The organism is Pseudomonas citronellolis (assembly GCF_029335315.1).
In the GTDB taxonomy this organism is placed as follows: domain Bacteria; phylum Pseudomonadota; class Gammaproteobacteria; order Pseudomonadales; family Pseudomonadaceae; genus Pseudomonas; species Pseudomonas citronellolis_A.
In genome coordinates, this window is the sequence record NZ_JARJLT010000062.1 from 1 (window position 1) to 19,596 (window position 19,596).

The following is a 19,596-nucleotide window of genomic DNA, read 5'->3' on the forward strand; positions in this document are numbered from 1 at the left end:
ATAGCGGCCACCGACCCAGTCCCACATGGGGAAGATGTTTTCTTCGCGGATGCCGAAGGCCACCGCCGCTTCCTTGTTGCTGGAAACCGCGATGAAGTGGCGGTACAGCTCCGCCTCGCTACCGCCCTGGGCCAGGTACCAGGCGCGCGCGGCCTGGGCGTTCTTCAGGGTCTCCAGGGTGCCGAAGGACTTGGAGGAGACGATGAACAGCGTGGTCTCGGCGTTCAGCTTGCTGCACAGCTCGCGGAATTCGCTACCGTCGATGTTCGCCAGGTAGTGGCAGCGCACGCCCTTCTGGGCGAACGGCAGCAACGCCTCGGAGACCAGCTGCGGGCCGAGGAAGGAGCCGCCGATGCCGATGTTCACCACGTCGGTGATCGGCTTCTCGGTGTAGCCGCGCCACAGGCCGTTGTGCACGTAGGCGACCAGTTCGGTCATCTGATGCAGCACGCGGTGCACCTCGGGCATCACGTTGACGCCGTCCACCAGCACCTTGTCGCCGATCGGCCGGCGCAGCGCGGTGTGCAGCACCGGGCGTTTCTCCGAGGCGTTGATCACCTCGCCACGGAACATCGCCTGGATCGCCTCGCCCAGTTGCGCCTCTTCCGCCAGGCGCACCAGCAGATCGAGGGTGTCTTCGCGGATGAGGTTCTTGGAGAAGTCCAGGAACAGGCCGCAGGCGCTCAGGGAGAAACGCTCGAAGCGTTTCGGGTCGCTGGCGAACGCCTGGCGCATGCTGAAGTGCTGCAGGTCCTTGCGGTGCTCGGCGAGGGCCTGCCAGCTGCCGAGGCGGGTAGCATCCAGCGGGGTGAGGTGGTGTTCCATGGCTTACCTTCGGGAGAGAGACGTGCGTTTGAGCGTGAAAAAGCCCGGTGGTTCCGGGCTTTAGGGGGTGGCTCAGGCGAGCTGGACCGGTATCGCGTTGCTGGTGTGGCTGAGCTGGTTGCCCGGCGCCATGTACAGCATGCGCGGCTGGTAGTCGGCGAGCTCGGCGTCGCTGTACTGAGCATAGGCGCAGATGATCACCCGGTCACCCACCTTGGCCTTGTGCGCCGCGGCGCCGTTGACCGAGATCATCCGCGAACCTTCCTCGCCGCGGATGGCGTAGGTGGTGAAGCGCTCGCCGTTGTCGACGTTGTAGATCTGGATCTGTTCGTACTCGCGGATGCCGGCGAGGTCGAGCCATTCGCCATCGATGGCGCAGGAACCTTCGTAGTCGAGGACGGCGTGGGTGACTTCGGCACGGTGCAGCTTGGCCTTGAGCATGATGCTGTGCATGGCGGGCGCTCCTGTTGTTGTGGGGGTTGGCGCGAACGGCGGCAGAGTATGCCCAAGCCGTTACCTGGCCTCAAGCCGCGCAGGGCGCGGCCTGAAGCGCAGGGAAGGGGATCAGTCGAGGTGCAGCGGCAGGTTGTCGATCAGACGGGTGCTACCGAGGAAGGCGGCGGCCAGCACGACCACCTGCTTGTCCTCGGCCGAAGCCGGGCGCAGGCTCAGCGCCTCGCGGATCTCCAGGTAGTCGACGCGCAGGCCGGCCGCTTCGATCTGCCGGCGACCCTCGTCGAGCAGCGCGGCGAAATCGCGGGAGCCGCTGCGCAGGCCTTCGCCGATCTGCTTCAGGCTGCGCTGGATGACCGGGGCGACGGCGCGCTCGGCCTCGCTCAGGTAACCGTTGCGCGAGGACAGCGCCAGGCCGTCGTCGGCGCGCACCGTGGCTTCGCCGAAGATCTGCACCGGCATGTTCAGGTCGCGCACCAGCTTGCGGATCACCGCCAGCTGCTGGAAGTCCTTCTCGCCGAACAGGGCCATGTCCGGCTGCACCATGTTCAGCAGCTTGCAGACCACGGTGGCGACGCCGTCGAAGTGGCCCGGGCGGCTGCCGCCGCAGAGGCCTTCGGAGACACCGGGCACGCTGACCCTGGTCTGGCCGTCCATGCCGTCGGGGTACATTTCCTCTACGCCGGGGGCGAACAGCAGGTGGCAGCCGGCCTCGAGCAGGCGCGCCTGGTCGGCGGCGAGGGTGCGCGGGTACTTGTCCAGGTCTTCGCTGGGGCCGAACTGCAGCGGGTTGACGAAGATGCTCGCCACCACGAAGTCGGCGCGCTGGCCAGCCTTGGTCACCAGCGCGGCATGGCCGGCGTGCAGGTTGCCCATGGTCGGCACCAGGGCGACGCGCTTGCCTTCGCTACGCGCGCGGGCGACGGCGGCGCGCAGTTCGCGCACGGTCTTGACGGTGTTCATGCGGAGAATCCGTGTTCGGGGCCGGGGAAGCTGCCGTCCTTGACGGCCTTGACGTAGGCTTCGAAGGCGCCCTGGATGCCGTTCTGGCCATCGAGGAAGTTTTTCACGAACTTCGGCGAACGGCCGGACAGCGACAGGCCGAGCATATCGTGCATCACCAGGACCTGGCCGTCGGTACCGGGGCCGGCGCCGATGCCGATCACCGGGATCTTCACCGCTTCGCTGATTTCCTGGCCGAGGGCGCTGGGTACGCATTCCAGCAGCAGCATGGCGACGCCGGCCTGCTCCAGGGCGATGGCGTCGGCGCGCAGTTGGCGCGCCTGGGCTTCCTGGCGGCCCTGGACCTTGAAGCCACCGAACAGGTTGACCGACTGCGGGGTCAGGCCCAGGTGCGCGCACACCGGCACGCCCATTTGCGCCAGCCGCACGATCGGCTCGGCGAGCCAGGCGCCGCCCTCCAGCTTGACCATGTGGGCGCCGGCCTGCATCACCTTGGCTGCGTCTTCCAGCAGGCGTTGCAGGCCGGTGGCGGAGGCGAAGGGCAGGTCGGTGACGATCATCGCGCCACGGTTGCCGCGCTTCACGCAGGCAGTGTGGTAGGCCATGTCTTCGACCGTGACCGGCAGGGTGCTGTCGTGGCCCTGCAGGACCATGCCCAGGGAATCGCCGATCAGCAGCATTTCCGCCCCCGCGGTGCTGGCGGCATGGGCGAAGGTGGCGTCGTAGGCTGTCAGCATCGCGATCTTCTCGCCGCTTTGCTTCAGCCCTTGCAGGGTGGTCAGGGTCACATCAGGCATGAAAACGTTCCTCGTTGGGCCGGCTGGGGCCGGCGCGGGGCAAACGGGGCCCTATAGTCCGGATGGGGGGAAGCGAAGTCAATCGCAGGTGTTACCGGACTGTTACGGCGTTACCGCCAACCTGGGCGTCGATCAGGATAGCCGTTCGAGGCCCTGGAATGGGCAATCCGCCAGCAGTTCCGACAGGCTGCGGCCGTCGGGCAGGCGCAGTCGCGGGGCGAGGTCGGCCAGGGGGTAGAGCACGAAGGCGCGTGCGTGCATGTGGTAGTGCGGCACGGTCAGGCGCGGCTCGTCGAGCTGGCGCTCGCCGAACAGCAGGATGTCCAGGTCGAGGGTGCGCGGGCCCCAGCGTTCGTCCTTGCGCACGCGGCCCTGCTCCTGCTCGATGGCCTGCAGGGCGTCGAGCAGGTCGAGCGGCGCGAGCTCGGTGTCCAGCGCGGCTACGGCGTTGACGTAGCGCGGCTGGTCCGGCGGGCCGAGCGGGTCGCTGAGGTACAGCGGCGACACCGCGGCCACCCGGGTGCGCGGGATGGCGCCCAGGGCCTCGATGGCGCTTTGCAGTTGGCGCCGGGGTTCGGCGAGGTTGCTGCCCAGGCCGATATAGACGCGTTCGCTCACTCGCTGGTGGCTCCGTCGCTGCGCGGGCGGCGTTTGCGGCTGCTACCGCCGCGACGGCGTTTGCGTGGCGCGGCGGCGCCGTCTTCCTGGCTGGCGGCCAGGCCACGGATCATGCCGCGACGCTCGCCATCGCTGGCTTCCTGGTAGTCGGTCCACCAGTCGCCGAGGCCGCCGGTTTCCTCGCCGGCGGCTTCGCGCAGCAGCAGGAAGTCATAGCCGGCGCGGAAGCGCGGGTTTTCCAGCAACAGGTCGGCGCGCTTGCCCTGGCGGCGCGGCAGGCGTTCCTGCATGTCCCAGATCTCGCGGATCGGGATGGTGAAGCGCTTGGGCACGGCGGTGCGCTGGCACTGCTCGCTGATGAGTTCGTGGGCGGCTTCCTGCATCGCCGGGATCGGCGGCATGCCGCGATCCTGCAACTGCGCCACGCGACCCGGCAGGGCCGGCCAGAGCAGCGCGGCGAAGAGGAAGGCGGGGGTGACCGGCTTGCCCTGGTGGATGCGCGCGTCGGTGTTGGCCAGGGCCTGGCGGATCAGCTTGCCGGCGTAGTCCGGGTCGCGGGCCAGGGCCTTGGCGCTGGCCGGGAACAGCGGGGCGTACAGGTCGTACTCGACCAGCAGCTCGAAGGTGCGTTCGCCGTGGCCGCTGAGGAACAGCTTGAGCACTTCGTCGAACAGCCGCGCCGAGGGAATCTCGCGCAGCAGCGGCGCCAGCTGGCGGATCGGCGCGGCGCTGTGTTTCTCGATGTCGAATTTCAGCTTGGCGGCGAAGCGCACCGCGCGAAGCATGCGTACCGGGTCTTCGAGGTAACGCTGCTCGGGGTCGCCGATCAGGCGGACCAGGCGATTGCGGATGTCGTGCACACCGTGGGCGTAGTCGAGAATGCGCTCGTCGCTGCAGTCGAAGTACAGGGCGTTGATGGTGAAGTCGCGGCGCTGCGCGTCTTCTTCCAGGGTGCCGTAGACGTTGTCGCGCAGGATGCGCCCGGCTTCGTTGCTCGACGCCTGGTTGCTGTCGCCCTCGCCTTCGACCTGTGCGTGGTGGGCGCGGAAGGTGGCCACCTCGATGATCTCGCGGCCGAAGTGCACATGAACCAGCTTGAAGCGCCGGCCGATCACCCGCGCGTTGCGGAACTCGGCGCGGACCTGTTCGGGCGTGGCGCTGGTGGCCACGTCGAAATCCTTGGGGGGAATGCCCAGCAACGGGTCGCGAACCCCGCCGCCGACGATGTAGGCCTGGTACCCCGCTTTCTGCAGACGGTCCACCACGCTCACCGCATGCCGGCTGAACTGCTCGCGGCGCAACGGGTGCTGGTTGCTGCCGACGATTTCCGGCGTGGTGCGGACTGCACGCTTGCGGCGCAGCGGGGAGCGAAGGGAGGAGATCAGCTTTTTCAGCATGGAGGCACTATGTGGGAACCGGTTGGGTGGATTGCATTGCGCAACGCGGGTGCCCCGGCCGCAATCTGATTCGCGGCGGGCAGCCCATCATGCTTGAAAAGCATGCGCGGCGGAAACAATCGGCAGCAAATCTGATGCCTTCTGAGTCCGATTGGGCTCGGATTCTAGCATCGGGGCGCGGGATGGTGAACGAACGAAGAAAATGGGAGCTGGGGGGAGTGGAGCGGACTGCAGCGAGGGGGAGGGTGAAGCTACTGGGGGAGCCTGAGCTCCCCCCCAAAGTAGGTGCGTGCTTTGTTTTTATTATGATGCCGGGCTTGTTGTTTTTGTTTGTTGACCCGTCCTCAAGGTCAGTCACCTCGAGGGCTTTCCCATTCGGGATCTACAAGAGCAAACGGATTGCTTTGGTCGCTGAGTGAGCAGTGATCTTTCGATCCAACCGATTTCGTCGCTGCCTCGGGGCAGTTTTATTGTTCTTCGATCGGTTGCGGGATCTCTCCCGCCAGCTACTCTCCTCCAAAAGAATCAGTTAGCTGCGCCTCCGCGATTTTGTTTTTGTTGTGCTGGAGTCGTTACGTGTTGTTTTTGTTCTGTGTTTTCGTGCTTGTTATTGTTGTTGTGCCAATAACAAAGCAGATGCCGTGCCAACTTTTGCAAATCCTTATTTTTCAAGGGCTTGGCTGTAGGAGGGGTGTTCGGGTAGGCACAAAAAAGCCGGGTTTCCGTTACCGATGAACCCGGCTTTTGTTACGCGCGATGTCCGCGGTAACAGGTGCGCGCCCCTCAGGAGTCCGCCGCTGCCCCCGATTTGCGCCGCGGAATCCCCAGGCGCTGACGACGTTCCCACAGGCACTTGCGGCTGATTCCCAGCTTGCGGGCCAGCTCGGTCTCGGTCATGTGGTCCTGGTGTTCCAGCACGAAGTGCTGGAAGTAGTCTTCCAGCGACAGATCCTCGGTAGGCTCGTGGTTGTTGGCCGCCACGGCGCTGCGGGCCTCCGCCTCGTCGACGAAATCGTCGTCCAGATCGTCCAGCTCGATGTCGATGCCCAGCAGGTCGGCGGGGATTTCCTGGCCTTCGCTGAGGATCACCGCGCGCTCGATGGCGTTCTCCAGTTCGCGCACGTTACCCGGCCACGGGTAGTGGCGGATGGCCTGTTCTGCCTCGTGGGAGAAGCTCAGCGGGGCGCGCCCCATCTGCGAGCACTGGCGCGCCAGGAAGGCGCGGGCGATTTCCATCACGTCGGCGCCGCGTTCGCGCAGCGGCGGCAGTTTCAGCGAGATGACGTGCAGGCGGTAATAGAGGTCTTCGCGGAACTGCCCGGTCTTGGCCAGCATCTTCAGGTCGCGGTGGGTCGCGGCGATCAGGCGCACGTCGACCTTCTGCGACTGCACCGAGCCGACCCGGCGGATCTCGCCTTCCTGCAGTACGCGCAGCAGGCGGGCCTGGGCTTCCAGCGGCAACTCGCCGATCTCGTCGAGGAACAGGGTGCCGCCGTCGGCGGCTTCCACCAGGCCGGCGCGGCCGGCGCTGGCGCCGGTGAAGGCGCCCTTCTCGTGGCCGAACAGTTCGGATTCGATCAGGGTTTCCGGAATGGCCGCGCAGTTCACCGAGATCAGCGGCGCCTTGGTGCGTTTGGAGAGGTTGTGCAGGGCGCGCGCCACCAGTTCCTTGCCGGTGCCCGACTCGCCCTGGATGAGGACGTTGGAGTCGGTGGGGGCGACCTTGCGGATCTTCGCGTACATCTCGAGCATCGGCGGGCAGGAGCCGATGATGCCGATCTCGCCGTCGGCCGGCGCGCTGGCGCCGTTACCGTTACCGCGCTCGGCGCTACCGCGGGCGTTACCGCGCGCTTCGGCGGCGGCGCCACGACCTTCCTGGCGGTCCTTGAGGATGCGCGCCACGGCCTGGAGCATCTCGTCGTGGTCGAAGGGCTTGGCGATGTAGTCCACCGCGCCCATCTTCATCGAGTCCACGGCCGAGCGCAGGCTGGCGTAGCTGGTCATGATCAGCACCGGGGTGCCCTGGGCCAGCTTGATCAGTTCGGTGCCGGGGGCGCCCGGCAGGCGCAGGTCGCTGACGATCATGTCGAAGGACGGAATGCTGTAGCGTTCCTGTGCCTCCTGTACCGAACCGGCCTCGCTGACCTGGTACTGGTTGCGTTCGAGCAACCGTCGCAGCGCGGAACGGATGATGGTTTCGTCTTCGACGATGAGGATATGTGCCATGTATTCAGCTCTCTCGACGTGCTCGTCTACTGCTCGGCCGTCGGGCCTGGATGCCGCGGCAAGGTCACGCGGATGCGGGTGCCGCATTCGCGTTCCGGATCAGCCGGGCTGTCGATGGTGATCTGCCCATAATGCTCTTCCACGATCGAATAGACCAGCGCGAGCCCCAGGCCGGTCCCCTTGCCGGGGTCCTTGGTGGTGAAGAAGGGTTCGAACAGGCGATCGATGATGGACTTGGGAATGCCGCTGCCTTCGTCTTCCACTATGAGGTCGACGGTGTGCTCCTGGGCTTCGCTGCGCACGCGGATCGCGCCGTTGGGCGGCGAGGCGTCGCGGGCGTTGGACAACAGGTTGATGAGGACCTGGGCCAGGCGCTGGGCGTCGCCCTCGACCCAGTGATGCGGGTCGCAGAGGTTGAAGAACTGCACTTCGACGCTGCGCCGGTTCAACGATAGCAAACTGATGGCTTCCTGGGCGACATCGGCCAGGCACACCGGTTCGGCCGCCACCTGCTTGGCGCCGGCGTGGGCGAAGCTCATCAGCGACTGGACGATGCGCGACACGCGCTTGGTCTGTTCGAGGATCTGCCCGCTGATCTCGGTCAGCTCGCCGTCGCCCTCGCGCTCCTCGCGCAGGTTCTGCGCCAGGCAGGCGATGCCGGTGATCGGGTTGCCGATCTCGTGGGCCACGCCTGCGGCCAGGCGGCCGATGGAGGCCAGGCGCTCGGAGTGGATCAGCTTGTCTTCCAGCAACTGGGTTTCGGTGAGGTCCTCGACCAGCAGCACCAGGCCGCTGTTGCCCGGCGCCAGGGGTTCTTCGATGGCCGCCTTGTGCAGGTTCAGCCAGCGGGTCTGGCCGTCGATCGCCAGGCGCTGCTTGTGCAGATGCTGGTCGGGCGCCTCGATGAAGCCTTCCAGCAGGCCCTTCCAGGGTTCCGGCAGGGCCGACAGGCGCGAGCCGACCACGCGCTGCGCGGCGACCCCGGTGAAGTCCTCGATGGCGCGATTCCACATGAGGATTTCCTGGTCCTTGGCCAGCGAGCAGACGCCCATCGGCAGGTCGTGCAGGGTCTGCCGGTGGTAGCGGCGCAGGGCGTCCAGCTCGGCGGCCAGGCCGGTGAGCCGCGAGTGGTAGTCCTCCAGGCGGCTCTCGATGAAGTGGATGTCCTCGGTGACGTAGCTTTCGCCGCTGGCCTTGTAGGGCAGGAAGGTCTCGACCATGTCCTGGGCGACGCTTGGGCCCATCAGCCCGGAGAGGTTGGCCTCGATGCGGTCGCGCAGGCGGCGCAGCGCGTAGGGGCGGCGCTCGTCGAAGGGCAGGTGGAGGTCGCGCAGGGCCTGCTCCACTTCCTTCTGCGCGGTCTTCGCGCCCAGCGGCTTGGCCAGCTGGCTGGCGAACTCCTGCGGCGACACCGCGAGCAGCTCGCGGCGCTGCGGGCGGCGCACGTTGTCCACCGCGCAGGCCTCGGCGGCGCCCTTTTCCTCGTCGCTGGGCTCGCTGAACAGCGACACCAGGGTGAACACCAGCACGTTGGCCGCCAGCGAAGCCAGCGCGGCCAGGTGCCAGCTGGCCTCGTCGAGCACGTACAGCGAGTCGAACAGCGGGATGTGCAGGCTTTGCACGTTGCCCATCAGCGGCGCCAGCATGGTGACGCCCCACACCAGCATGCCGGCCACCAGCCCGGCGATGAAGCCGCGGCGGTTGGCCGCCGGCCAGTACAGTACCGAGAGCGCGCCGGGAAGGAACTGCAGGGTGGCGACGAAGGAGACGATGCCCAGGTTCGACAGCTCCTGCTCGGAGCCCAGCAGCAGGTAGAAGCCGTAGCCGAGCAGGATGATGGTGGCGATCAGCGCCCGCCGCGTCCATTTCAGCCAGCGATAGATGTTGCCCTCGGCCGGCGGCTGGTAGAGCGGCAGCACCAGGTGGTTGAGGACCATCCCCGAGAGCGCCAGGGTCATCACGATGATCAGCCCGCTGGCCGCCGAGATGCCGCCGATGAACGCGGCCAGGGCCAGCGCCGGGCTGTCCACCGCCATGCCCAGGCCGAGGGTGAAGTACTCGGGGTTGGTCGAGGCGCCCAGGTGCAGGCCGGCCCAGAGGATCGGCGGCACCGCCAGGCTCATCGGCAGCAGGAACAGCGGCAGGCCCCAACTGGCGGTGAGCAGCGCGCGCGGGTTGAGGTTCTCGGTGAAGGTCATGTGATACATGTGCGGCATCACGATGGCCGCGGCGAAGAACACCAGCAGCAGGGTGCGCCAGGGGCCTTCGGCCAGCGGCGTGTGCAGGGTGCTCAGAGCCTCCTGGTTCTGCAGCAGCCAGACTTCCAGGCCGTCGGGGCCGCCGAACACTCCGTAGAGGGCGAACAGGCCGATCGAGCCCAGGGCGATCAACTTGACCAGCGACTCGAAGGCGATGGCCATCACCAGCCCTTCGTGGCGCTCGCGGGTGGCGATGTGGCGCGCGCCGAAGAGGATCGCGAACAGGGTGATCAGCGCGCAGAACGCCAGGGCCGCGCTGTTCGCGTTGGCGCCATGGGTCAGCAGGCTCATCGAGTTGGTGACCGCCTCGATCTGCAACGCCAGCATCGGCAGCACGCCGATCAGCATGAACAGCGTGGTCAGGGCCCCGGCCCAGGTGCTGCGGAAGCGAAAGGCGAACAGGTCGGCCAGCGACGACAGCTGGTAGGCGCGGGTGATGCGCAGGATCGGGTAGAGCAGCACCGGCGCCAGCAGGAAGGCACCGGACACCCCCAGGTAGATGGCCAGGAAGCCGTAGCCGTACTGGTAGGCCAGGCCGACGGTGCCATAGAAGGCCCAGGCGCTGGCGTACACCCCCAGCGACAGGGTGTAGACCAGCGGGTGGCGCACCAGGCGGCGGGGGATGTAACCGCGTTCGGTGATCCAGGCGACCCCGAACAGGACCATCAGGTAGGCGGCGCTGATCAGAATCAGCTGGGTGAGGCTAAAGCTCGTCAGCATCGCGCTGGCTCTGCAGGATGAAGGTCACGACTATCAGGATCAGCCACAGCAGGTAAGGTCGGTACCAGGCGCCGTTGGGGTCGATCCACCAATCCATGATGGCGGGCGAGAACAGGTAGATGCCCACGACCAGGAGCAGCACCAGTCGATAGATGTACATGGCATGCCTCTCTTTGTGCGGACGGCAGGCTACAGGCAGCCGATGGGCGCCTGCAAGCCGGGGCGGCGGGCCCCGACCTTCATCTTAGAGCCGGGCGTCTTCCAGCGTCAGTACGCGGGGGATGCGCGCGGCGTCCCAGTGCGCCACGCCCCAGGCCAGCACCTCGGCCGGCGTGGCCTGCGCCAGGTCCTGCGGCGCCTGCTGGCCGAGGGCGTTCAGCGCGCGCAGCAGCAGTGGCGCGGCCTGTTCGGCGGCCAGCGGCGGCGAGCGGTAGGACTTGCCCAGCTTGTGGCCGTCGGGCTGGATGATCAGCGGCACGTGCAGGTAGCGCGGCTGGGCGACGCCGAGCAGTTCCTGCAGGTACAGCTGGCGCGGGGTGTTGTCGAGCAGGTCGGCGCCACGGACGATGTCGGTCATGCCCTGCCAGGCGTCGTCCAGCACCACCGCCAATTGGTAGGCGAAGAGTCCGTCACGGCGGCGGATGATGAAGTCGCCCACCTCGCGGCCCAGGTGCTGGCGGAACTCGCCCTGGACGCGATCGGTGAAGCGGTATTCCAGCTCCGGCACGCGAATGCGGATGGCCACGTCACCATGCCAGTCGTGGCCGGCGTCGCGGCAGGTGCCGGGGTAGATGCCGCCGCTGCCTTCGAGCTGTTTGCGCGAGCAGGTGCAAGCGTAGGCCAGGCCGCTGCGCAGCCACTGCTCGATCACCGCCGCGTAGGCGTCGCCGCGCTCGCTCTGGCGCAGCACCGGGCCGTCCCATTCGAAGCCGTAGCGTTCCAGGGTGTCGAGGATCGCCGCCTGGGCGCCGGGCATTTCCCGTGGCGGGTCGAGGTCTTCCATGCGCACCAGCCAACGCCCGCCGACGGCGCGCGCGTCGAGGTAGGAGGCGACGGCCGCGACCAGCGAGCCGAAGTGCAGGAAGCCGCTGGGGGTGGGGGCGAAGCGGCCGGTGTAGCGGGAGTCGGGCATGGCGCAGGCTTGTCGTCAGGGGGCGGGGTGGCGCCGCACAAACGCAACGGGGCGCCTAGGCGCCCCGTTCGCGAAAAGCCGCAGGCTCAGGAGCCGAGCTGCTTTTCCTTGATTTCCGCGAGGGTCTTGCAGTCGATGCACAGGGTCGCGGTGGGGCGGGCTTCCAGGCGGCGGATACCGATTTCCACGCCGCAGGAGTCGCACCAGCCGTAATCGTTGTCTTCGATCAGCTGCAGGGTCTCGTCGATCTTCTTGATGAGCTTGCGCTCGCGGTCGCGGGCGCGCAGTTCGAGGCTGAATTCCTCTTCCTGGCTGGCGCGATCCGCCGGGTCCGGGAAGTTCGCCGCTTCGTCCTGCATGTGGTGCACGGTGCGGTCGACTTCTTCCATCAGCTCAACTTTCCATTTGTTGAGGATGGAGGTGAAGTGGGCGCGCATGCGCTCGCTCATGTACTCCTCGCCCTTGGTTTCCTGGTAGGGCTCGAAGCCACGAATCAGTTGGCTGCTCTGCTGTTTTGCATTGGTGGGCATGTGTGGCCGCCTCTCACTTCTCGCTAATCCTGTCGCGGATGGTCCCTCTCCGGTGAACACCGGCCCCGCGCTCGCAAGCGGGCGAACTTACCAGATCGATAATCGGGGCGCTACTCCCGGTTGTCGAGGCTGCTGTCACCCGCCGATGGCTTGGTTAGAATCGCCTCTTCGTCGCAAAGTTCGGTATTTCCCATGGCTTCTTCCTTCAGTGCCCGCAGCCGCGCCATCGAACCCTTCCACGTCATGGCGCTGCTGGCGCGCGCCAACGAGCTGCAGGCCGCCGGCCACGACGTGATCCACCTGGAAATCGGCGAGCCGGACTTCAGCACCGCCGCGCCCATCGTCGCCGCCGGCCAGGCCGCGCTCGCCGCCGGGCACACCCGCTACACCGCGGCGCGCGGCCTGCCGCAGCTGCGCGAAGCCATCGCCGGCTTCTACGCCTCGCGCTACGGCCTGGCGATCGACCCTGAACGCATCCTGGTGACCCCGGGCGGTTCCGGCGCCCTGTTGCTGGCCAGCAGCCTGCTGGTCGATCCGGGTCGCCACTGGTTGCTGGCCGACCCCGGCTATCCATGCAACCGCCACTTCCTGCGCCTGGTGGAAGGCGCCGCGCAGCTGGTGCCGGTCGGCCCGCAGAGCCGTTACCAGCTCACCCCTGAGCTGGTGAATGCGCACTGGAATCAGGACAGTGTAGGCGCTTTACTGGCATCGCCGGCGAATCCTACTGGCACATTGCTTCACAAGGATGAACTGGCCGCGCTTTCCGTCGCCCTGAAGGCGCGCGGCGGGCACCTGGTGGTGGACGAGATCTACCACGGCCTGACCTACGGCGTGGACGCCAGCAGCGTGCTGGAGGTGGACGACGAGGCCTTCGTCCTCAACAGCTTCTCCAAATATTTCGGCATGACCGGCTGGCGCCTTGGCTGGCTGGTGGCGCCGCCGGAGGCCGTGGGCGAGCTGGAGAAGCTGGCGCAGAACCTCTACATCAGCGCCCCCAGCATGGCCCAGCATGCCGCGCTGGCCTGCTTCGAGCCGGCGACCCTGGCGATCCTCGAAGAACGCCGCGCCGAGTTCGCCCGGCGCCGCGACTACCTGCTGCCGGCCCTGCGCGAGCTGGGCTTCGGCATTGCCGTGGAGCCCGAAGGGGCCTTCTACCTGTATGCCGATATCAGCGCCTTCGGCGGCGACGCCTACCGTTTCTGCCAGCACTTCATCGAGACCGAACATGTGGCCTTCACCCCGGGCGTCGACTTCGGTCGCTACCAGGCCGATCACCATGTGCGCTTCGCCTACACGCAGAACGTCGCGCGCCTGGAACAAGCGGTGGAGCGCATCGCCCGTGGCCTGAAGAGCTGGCGTCGCTGATGCGTTTCTCGCCGGAACTGGAAGAGGCGCGCCTGCTGCGCCGCTACAAACGCTTCCTCGCCGATATCGAGACCGCCGCTGGCGAGCGGCTGACCATCCACTGCCCGAACACCGGCTCGATGCTCAACTGCATGAGCGAGGGTTGCCGGGTCTGGTTCAGCCGCTCCGACGACCCCAGGCGCAAGCTGCCGGGCACCTGGGAGCTCAGCGAGACGCCCCAGGGCCGCCTGGCCTGCGTCAACACCGGGCGCGCCAACCGCCTGGTGGAGGAGGCGCTGCTGGCCGGGGACATCGCCGAGCTGGCTGGTTTCACCGCGCTGCGTCGCGAGGTCGCCTACGGCGTGGAGAACAGCCGCGCGGACTTCCGCCTGGAGTTCGCCAGCGGCGCGGTGTTCGTCGAGGTGAAGAGTGTCACCCTGGGCTTCGACGCCACACCGGTGGCGGCCTTCCCCGACGCGGTCACCACCCGCGGCGCCAAGCACCTGCGCGAGCTGGCCGCGCTGGCCCGCGCCGGTGAGCGCGCGGTGCTGCTGTATTGCGTGAACCTGTCGGGCATCGAGGCGGTGCGCCCGGCCCAGGAAATCGACCCGGCCTATGCCGCCGCGCTACGCGAGGCGCGTGACGCGGGCGTCGAGATGCTGGCCTACGGCGCTGACCTGAGTGTCCACGAGATTCGCCTGAGCCGACGCCTGCGCATCGAGCTGTAGGGCGCTCAGAGCCTGTTTACGATCTCGTGAGCTAGAGCAGAACAAGGCAAAAACAGGCGAGGGAAGGACCGGGCTCGCGTTCGAGTTTAGTCGGCAAAATGAGCATCGCTCGCCTGTTTTTAACGCAGTTATGCCGACGCGCAGCAGATCGTAGACAGGTTCTCAGGCGTCCTCGGGCAGGCCTATCCACAGGCCCTGCTCGTCTTCCCGGCAGGGCAGGGCGTCGAGCACCTCGCCCAGGCAGGGGCCCTGGATGCATTCACCGGATTCGACGAGGAAGAGCGCGCCATGGTGCGCGCATTGCAGCAGGCCGCCGCTGGCGTCGAGGAAGCGGTCGGCTTCCCATTCCAGCGGGATGCCGCGATGCGGGCAGCGGTTGCGATAGGCGTAGGCGCGTCCCTGGCGGCGCACGACGAAGAGCTTCACGCCGTCCACCTCGAAGCCTCGCGAACGGCCCTCGGCCAGCGCGCCCGGCTGGCACAGCAGGATCACCCCGGTGCTCCCGACGTCGACGACAGGGCGCGCGGCGCCCACTGACGTCGGGAGAGGGGGCACATCCGTGTGCTGAAGTCGTTGCGCTCAGCCCCATCGTCGCGCCTGGTGCGCCACGCTGGAGGTTGGAGCCGTTGTCGGTGAGGCCGTGCGGGTCGCCCCATTTGCCACTGCTTCTTTCGATAAGGTTGAGCGGAGGGAGCGTCTGCCGACGCCTTCGTGGGCCCGCATCATATCCCAAGCCGGCGGGCGAGCTGGACGATGGCTGAAAATTGGCTGCATACCATAGGGAGTCGTGAATTCATATGCAAATAATTATCAAATAGATTTGAAGGGTTCGATGTGGCAGAGTTCTTTTCGGCGCGTCGCGATGCGGCGGCCGCTCCCTTGCGAACGAGGATTTCTGCGATGACGACCCTTTCCGCGCCGGCTTCCGAGCTGTATCGCGCCTGGCAGGCGCTGCGCGCCGAGAAACCGCGACTGCGCGCTCGTGACGCCGCGCAACATCTGGACGTGAGCGAGGCCGAACTGACCGCCAGCCGTCTCGGCGTCGACGCCGTGCGCCTGCGCCCGGACTGGGCCGCGCTGCTGCCGGCGCTGGGCGAGCTGGGGCAGATCATGGCGCTGACGCGCAACCAGCACTGCGTGCACGAGCGCAAGGGGCCGTACCGGGAGGTCACGGTTTCCGCCAACGGGCAGATGGGCCTGGTGGTGTCCCCGGATATCGACCTGCGCCTGTTCCTCGGCGGCTGGGACAGCGTCTTCGCCATCGGCGAGGAAACCGCCCACGGCACCCAGCGCAGCATCCAGGTGTTCGACCGCCAGGGCGTCGCGGTGCACAAGGTGTTCCTCACCGAGCACAGCGAGGTCGCCGCCTGGGCGCCGCTGCTGGAGCGCTTCCGTGATGCAGAGCAGAGCGCGCACCTGGCGTTGCGGCCGGCCGAGGCCAAGGCCGCGCCGCTGGCCGACGGCGAGATCGATGTCGGCGCGCTGCGCGAGGGCTGGGCGGCGCTCAAGGACACCCACCACTTCTTCGCCCTGCTGAAGAAGCACAAGGCCGCGCGCACTCAGGCGCTGCGCCTGGCCGGCCGCGAATGGGCCGAGCCGCTGGACCTCGCCGAGCTGCCGCGTCTGCTGGAGGCGGCCGGCGAGCGTCGCCTGCCGATCATGATCTTCGTCGGCAACGCCCACTGCATCCAGATCCACACCGGCACGGTCGACAACCTGAAGTGGCTGGACGACTGGTTCAACGTGCTCGACCCGCAGTTCAACCTGCACCTGAAGACCTCCGGCGTGCGCGAGCTGTGGCGTGTGCGCAAGCCGAGCAGCGACGGCGTGGTCACCAGCTGGGAGGCCTTCGACGCCGACGGCGAGCTGATCCTGCAGGTGTTCGGCGCGCGCAAGCCCGGCGTGCCGGAACTGGAAGAGTGGCGTAGCCTCGCCGAATCCTTCACCGCCGCCTGAGGAGGCCACCATGACTGCGCGTCCCCTGCTGGCCGGCCTGTTCGCCGGGCTGTGCCTCGCCGCTTCCAGCGCCATCGCCGATTCCCTGCCGCAGCGCTGGGTCAGCGCCGGCGGTTCCCTGAGCGAGTGGGTGGTGGCCCTGGGCGGCGAGTCGCGCCTGGTCGGCGTCGACACCACCAGCCTGCACCCGGCCAGCCTCAAGGCGCTGCCGAAGATCGGCTACCAGCGCCAGCTGGCCGCCGAGGGCATCCTGGCGCTGAAGCCGGACATCCTCCTCGGTAGCGAGGAAATGGGCCCGCCGCCGGTGCTGCAACAGCTGCGCGCCGCCGGGGTGCGCATCGAGACGCTGCCGGCCAAGGCCGACGAGCAGACCGTGCAGGCCAACCTGCTGCGCCTCGGCGAGCTGCTGGGCACGCCGGACAAGGCCGGCCAGGTGGCCGCCGAGTTCCAGGCGCGCCTCGCGGCGCAACACGCCTGGGTGGCCAAGGCCCAGACCGCGCAGGCCGCTCCGGGCGTGGTGCTGCTGGTCGGGAATGCCGGCGGCAGCCTGCTGGTGGCCGGCCAGGACACCGCCGGTGACTGGCTGATCCAGCGCGCCGGTGGGCGCAACCTGGCCAGCCACAAGGGCTACAAGGCGCTCTCCGGCGAGGCCCTGGCCGCGCTCGACCCGCAGGTGCTGCTGCTGGCCGATCGCAGCCTGGAAGGCGACCAGGCGCGGGAAGCGCTGACCCGGCAGAACCCCGGCCTGGCGGCGACCCGCGCGCTGCGCGACGGGCGCCTGCTGGTGGTCGACCCGACGCTGCTGGTCGGTGGTCTCGGCCCGCGTATTCCGGACGCATTGGCCAGCCTCTCGCGGGCCTTTTATCCTTCCGTCCAGGCCCTGAACCCGGAAGTTCGTCCTTGACCCGGATACCCGCTGCTCGACCGCTGTTCCTGCTCCTCGGTTTCCTCCTGCTGCTGGTCCTCTGGCTGTCCCTGGCCCTGGGGCCGGTCAGCCTGCCGCTGGGCGATACCCTGCGGGTGCTGGCGCACCTGGTTGGCCTGCCGGTGTCCGTCGACGGCCTCGGCCAGGCCGAGCTGATCGTCGGGCAGATCCGCCTGCCGCGTACCCTGCTGGGCGTCGCCACCGGCGGCGTGCTGGCGCTGGCCGGGGTGGCCATGCAGGGGCTGTTCCGCAACCCGCTGGCCGATCCAGGCCTGATCGGGGTGTCCAGCGGCGCGGCGCTGGGCGCCGCCATCGCCATCGTCTTCGGGGCTTCCATCGGTGGCCTGCCGGAAGCGTTCGCGCCCTACCTGCTGTCCGCCTGCGCCTTCGCCGGCGGGCTGCTGGTGACCGCGCTGGTGTATCGCCTCGGTCGGCACAACGGGCAGACCAACGTAGCCACCATGCTGCTCGCCGGCATCGCGCTCACCGCGCTGGCCGGCGCGCTGATCGGCCTGTTCACCTACCTTGCCGACGACGCCACCTTGCGCACCCTGACCTTCTGGAACCTCGGCAGCCTCAACGGCGCCAGCTACCCGCGCTTGTGGCCGCTGCTGCTGGTCACGCTGGCGGTGGCCTGCTGGCTGCCGCGCCGGGTGGACGCGCTCAACGCGCTGCTGCTCGGCGAGTCCGAGGCGCGCCACCTGGGCTTCGACGTCGAGCGGCTGAAGGTCGAGCTGATTCTCTGCACCGCCCTGGGCGTCGGCGCCGCGGTGGCGGCGGCGGGGCTGATCGGCTTCATCGGCCTGGTGGTGCCGCACCTGCTGCGCCTGATCGTCGGCCCCGACCACCGCCTGCTGCTGCCGGCGTCGATGTTCGGCGGCGCCATCCTGCTGCTGCTCGCCGACCTGCTGGCGCGGCTGGCGCTGGCCCCGGCCGAGCTGCCGATCGGTATCGTCACCGCGCTGATCGGCGCGCCCTTCTTCCTCTACCTGCTGATCCGGGGGCGCTCCTGATGCTGACGGCGGAAAACCTGCTGGTGCGGCGCGGCGCGCAGGTCGTCCTGCGCGACGTCAGCCTGGCTCTGCGACCCGGCGAAGTGCTCGGCGTGCTGGGGCCCAATGGCGCGGGCAAGAGCACCTTGCTCGGCGCGCTCAACGGCGAGTTGCCGCTCAGTGGCGGCAGTGTCAGCCTCGACGGCCGGCCCCTGGCCGAGTGGCAGGGAACGCAACGGGCGCGACGCCTGGCGGTGCTGCCGCAGACTTCGACGCTGAACTTCGCCTTCAGTGTCGAGTCGGTGGTGGGCTTCGGTCGCCTGCCGCATGACAGTGGCCGGCAGCGCGACAATGACATCATCGCCGAGGCCATGGCCGCCGCCGACGCCGCGCACCTGGCCGGGCGCAGCTACCTGGCGTTGTCCGGCGGCGAGCGCCAGCGCGTACACCTGGCGCGGGTGCTGGCGCAGCTGTGGCCGGGTGGCGCCGAACAGGTGCTGCTGCTGGACGAGCCAACCTCCGCGCTCGACCCCCTGCACCAGCACACCACCTTGCAGGCGGTGCAGCAATTCGCCTCGCGCGGCGCGGCGGTGCTGGTCATCCTCCACGACCTCAACCTCGCCGCGCGCTATTGCGACCGCCTGCTGCTGTTGCACGACGGCCGCCCGCACCTGTCCGGCACGCCGGACGAAGTGCTGCGCGCGGAACCGCTGCGTCAGGTGTTCGGCCTGGACGTGCTGGTGCAGCGTCACCCCGAGCGCGGCCATCCGCTGATCATCGCCCGTTGAATGGAGTCCACGTGAACTATCTGCTGATCCCCCTGGTGGCGTTGCTGGCCGCCTGCCAAAGTCTGCCTGACACGCCACCGTTGCCCACCTGGCAGAGCCCCGAGGGCCGCGACAGCGCCGAGCTGGGCGTGATCCTCGACTTGCGCAGCGGCCAGCGGCTGACCCCGGCGCAGCTGCTGGAGCGCCTCGCCGCCGCGCCTCGGGTGCTGATCGGCGAGCAGCACGACAACCCGGATCACCACGCCCTGGAGCTGTGGCTGGTGCGCGCGCTGGCGCAGCGTCGCGAGCAGGGCAGCGTGCTGCTGGAAATGCTCAATCCGGACCAGCAGGCCCGCGCGACTCAGGCTCAGGCCGATGCGGCCGCCGGCAAGACGCCGGCTGACCTTTACACCGCGCTGGCCTGGCAGAAGGGCTGGGACTGGTCGCAATACGGCCCGTTGGTGACCTGGCTGGCCCGCCAGCCGACGCCGCTGCTGGCGGCCAACCTCGACCGCAGCGAGATCAAGCGCATCTATTCCGAGCCACCGCCCCTGGAAGGTACCCGCTCGACCGCCCAGGCAGTGCGCAGCGCCTTGCTCGATGACATTCGCGAGTCCCATTGCGGTCTGCTGCCGGAAAGCCAGATGCCGGCCATGCTGGCGGTGCAGCAGCAGCGCGACCGGCGCATGGCTGAGCGCCTGAAGGCCGCGCCGACCCCCGCCGTGCTGATCGCCGGCGGCTTCCACGTCCGCCGCGACCTGGGCGTGCCACTGCATCTGCAGGACCTTGACGCCGCCGAGGGCGCGCAGGTGCTGACGCTGGCCGAGGTGGGCAGGTCGGTTTCGCCGGAGCAATCGGACTACGTCTGGTTCACCCCGGCGCTGCCGGCGCAGGACCACTGCGCGAAGTTTCGCTGACGCGGGCATCGCCTGGCGCGCAGGTGCTCCCTTGTAGGGGCGAGCTTG

18 protein-coding genes and 1 pseudogene are annotated in these 19,596 nt (G+C 68.2%); 7 read left to right on the plus strand and 12 right to left on the minus strand.

Annotated features, from left to right (window positions below; genetic code table 11):
* From P3W75_RS05000 to dksA, 11 genes and pseudogenes are all read right to left on the minus strand, one after another.
* Positions 1 to 825: pseudogene (locus P3W75_RS05000) on the minus strand (glucose-6-phosphate isomerase); the annotation flags it as partial.
* 72 nt (positions 826 to 897) lie between these two features.
* Positions 898 to 1,278 (minus strand): aspartate 1-decarboxylase, encoded by a 381-nt coding sequence (panD, locus tag P3W75_RS05005; protein WP_276226258.1) that lies wholly within the window; start codon positions 1,276 to 1,278, stop codon positions 898 to 900.
* Between the two features lie 111 nt (positions 1,279 to 1,389).
* The gene (gene panC, locus P3W75_RS05010; protein WP_276226259.1) at positions 1,390 to 2,241 is read right to left on the minus strand and encodes a pantoate--beta-alanine ligase; all 852 of its coding nucleotides are present in this window, start codon (positions 2,239 to 2,241) and stop codon (positions 1,390 to 1,392) included.
* Positions 2,238 to 3,038, minus strand: a complete 801-nt coding sequence (gene panB, locus P3W75_RS05015) for a 3-methyl-2-oxobutanoate hydroxymethyltransferase (protein WP_276226260.1) — start codon at positions 3,036 to 3,038, stop codon at positions 2,238 to 2,240. Before panB ends, panC begins: the two co-directional genes overlap by 4 nt.
* A gap of 132 nt (positions 3,039 to 3,170) precedes the next feature.
* Entirely contained in the window at positions 3,171 to 3,656 is a 486-nt protein-coding gene (gene folK, locus P3W75_RS05020) for a 2-amino-4-hydroxy-6-hydroxymethyldihydropteridine diphosphokinase (protein WP_276226261.1), read from the minus strand.
* Complete coding sequence (locus P3W75_RS05025) at positions 3,653 to 5,053, minus strand: polynucleotide adenylyltransferase PcnB (protein ID WP_276226262.1); 1,401 nt, start codon at positions 5,051 to 5,053, stop codon at positions 3,653 to 3,655. Before P3W75_RS05025 ends, folK begins: the two co-directional genes overlap by 4 nt.
* Before the next feature lie 783 nt (positions 5,054 to 5,836).
* Positions 5,837 to 7,279, minus strand: a complete 1,443-nt coding sequence (locus P3W75_RS05030) for a sigma-54-dependent transcriptional regulator (RefSeq protein ID WP_276226263.1) — start codon at positions 7,277 to 7,279, stop codon at positions 5,837 to 5,839.
* 26 nt (positions 7,280 to 7,305) lie between these two features.
* Positions 7,306 to 10,257, minus strand: a complete 2,952-nt coding sequence (locus P3W75_RS05035) for a sensor histidine kinase (RefSeq protein ID WP_276226264.1) — start codon at positions 10,255 to 10,257, stop codon at positions 7,306 to 7,308.
* Positions 10,241 to 10,417 (minus strand): hypothetical protein, encoded by a 177-nt coding sequence (locus P3W75_RS05040; RefSeq protein ID WP_003095129.1) that lies wholly within the window; start codon positions 10,415 to 10,417, stop codon positions 10,241 to 10,243. The genes P3W75_RS05035 and P3W75_RS05040 overlap by 17 nt, the downstream gene beginning before the upstream one ends.
* An 84-nt stretch (positions 10,418 to 10,501) precedes the next feature.
* Positions 10,502 to 11,389, minus strand: a complete 888-nt coding sequence (gluQRS, locus tag P3W75_RS05045) for a tRNA glutamyl-Q(34) synthetase GluQRS (RefSeq protein ID WP_276226265.1) — start codon at positions 11,387 to 11,389, stop codon at positions 10,502 to 10,504.
* Positions 11,390 to 11,475: 86 nt separating this feature from the next.
* On the minus strand, positions 11,476 to 11,919 hold the full coding sequence (gene dksA, locus P3W75_RS05050; protein ID WP_009612973.1) for an RNA polymerase-binding protein DksA: 444 nt from the start codon (positions 11,917 to 11,919) through the stop codon (positions 11,476 to 11,478).
* Between the two features lie 192 nt (positions 11,920 to 12,111).
* Between dksA and P3W75_RS05055 the strand changes: the two genes are divergently transcribed.
* Entirely contained in the window at positions 12,112 to 13,284 is a 1,173-nt protein-coding gene (locus tag P3W75_RS05055; protein ID WP_276226266.1) for a pyridoxal phosphate-dependent aminotransferase, read from the plus strand.
* On the plus strand, positions 13,284 to 13,991 hold the full coding sequence (sfsA, locus tag P3W75_RS05060) for a DNA/RNA nuclease SfsA (RefSeq protein ID WP_276226267.1): 708 nt from the start codon (positions 13,284 to 13,286) through the stop codon (positions 13,989 to 13,991). Before P3W75_RS05055 ends, sfsA begins: the two co-directional genes overlap by 1 nt.
* 162 nt (positions 13,992 to 14,153) lie before the next feature.
* On the opposite strand, the gene P3W75_RS05065 is transcribed toward sfsA, so the two are convergent.
* A complete protein-coding gene (locus P3W75_RS05065) occupies positions 14,154 to 14,483 on the minus strand; it encodes a Rieske (2Fe-2S) protein (RefSeq protein ID WP_276226268.1) in 330 nt (109 codons plus the stop codon).
* A 408-nt stretch (positions 14,484 to 14,891) separates the two neighbouring features.
* Here P3W75_RS05065 and P3W75_RS05070 point away from each other — a divergent pair, with 408 nt between their 5' ends.
* Genes P3W75_RS05070 through P3W75_RS05090 form a run of 5 tightly spaced genes read left to right on the plus strand, consistent with a single transcriptional unit; the run spans position 14,892 to position 19,548 of the window.
* Positions 14,892 to 15,947 carry a hemin-degrading factor gene (locus P3W75_RS05070; protein ID WP_430765340.1) on the plus strand — a complete coding sequence of 352 codons (1,056 nt, stop codon included), beginning with the start codon at positions 14,892 to 14,894 and terminating at the stop codon, positions 15,945 to 15,947.
* A gap of 10 nt (positions 15,948 to 15,957) precedes the next feature.
* Positions 15,958 to 16,851 carry a heme/hemin ABC transporter substrate-binding protein gene (locus P3W75_RS05075; RefSeq protein ID WP_276226269.1) on the plus strand — a complete coding sequence of 298 codons (894 nt, stop codon included), beginning with the start codon at positions 15,958 to 15,960 and terminating at the stop codon, positions 16,849 to 16,851.
* A gap of 50 nt (positions 16,852 to 16,901) precedes the next feature.
* A complete protein-coding gene (locus P3W75_RS05080) occupies positions 16,902 to 17,885 on the plus strand; it encodes a FecCD family ABC transporter permease (RefSeq protein WP_276226285.1) in 984 nt (327 codons plus the stop codon).
* Positions 17,885 to 18,652, plus strand: a complete 768-nt coding sequence (locus P3W75_RS05085; RefSeq protein WP_276226270.1) for a heme ABC transporter ATP-binding protein — start codon at positions 17,885 to 17,887, stop codon at positions 18,650 to 18,652. The genes P3W75_RS05080 and P3W75_RS05085 overlap by 1 nt, the downstream gene beginning before the upstream one ends.
* An 11-nt stretch (positions 18,653 to 18,663) precedes the next feature.
* On the plus strand, positions 18,664 to 19,548 hold the full coding sequence (locus P3W75_RS05090) for a ChaN family lipoprotein (RefSeq protein ID WP_276226271.1): 885 nt from the start codon (positions 18,664 to 18,666) through the stop codon (positions 19,546 to 19,548).
* Positions 19,549 to 19,596: the final 48 nt, after the last annotated feature.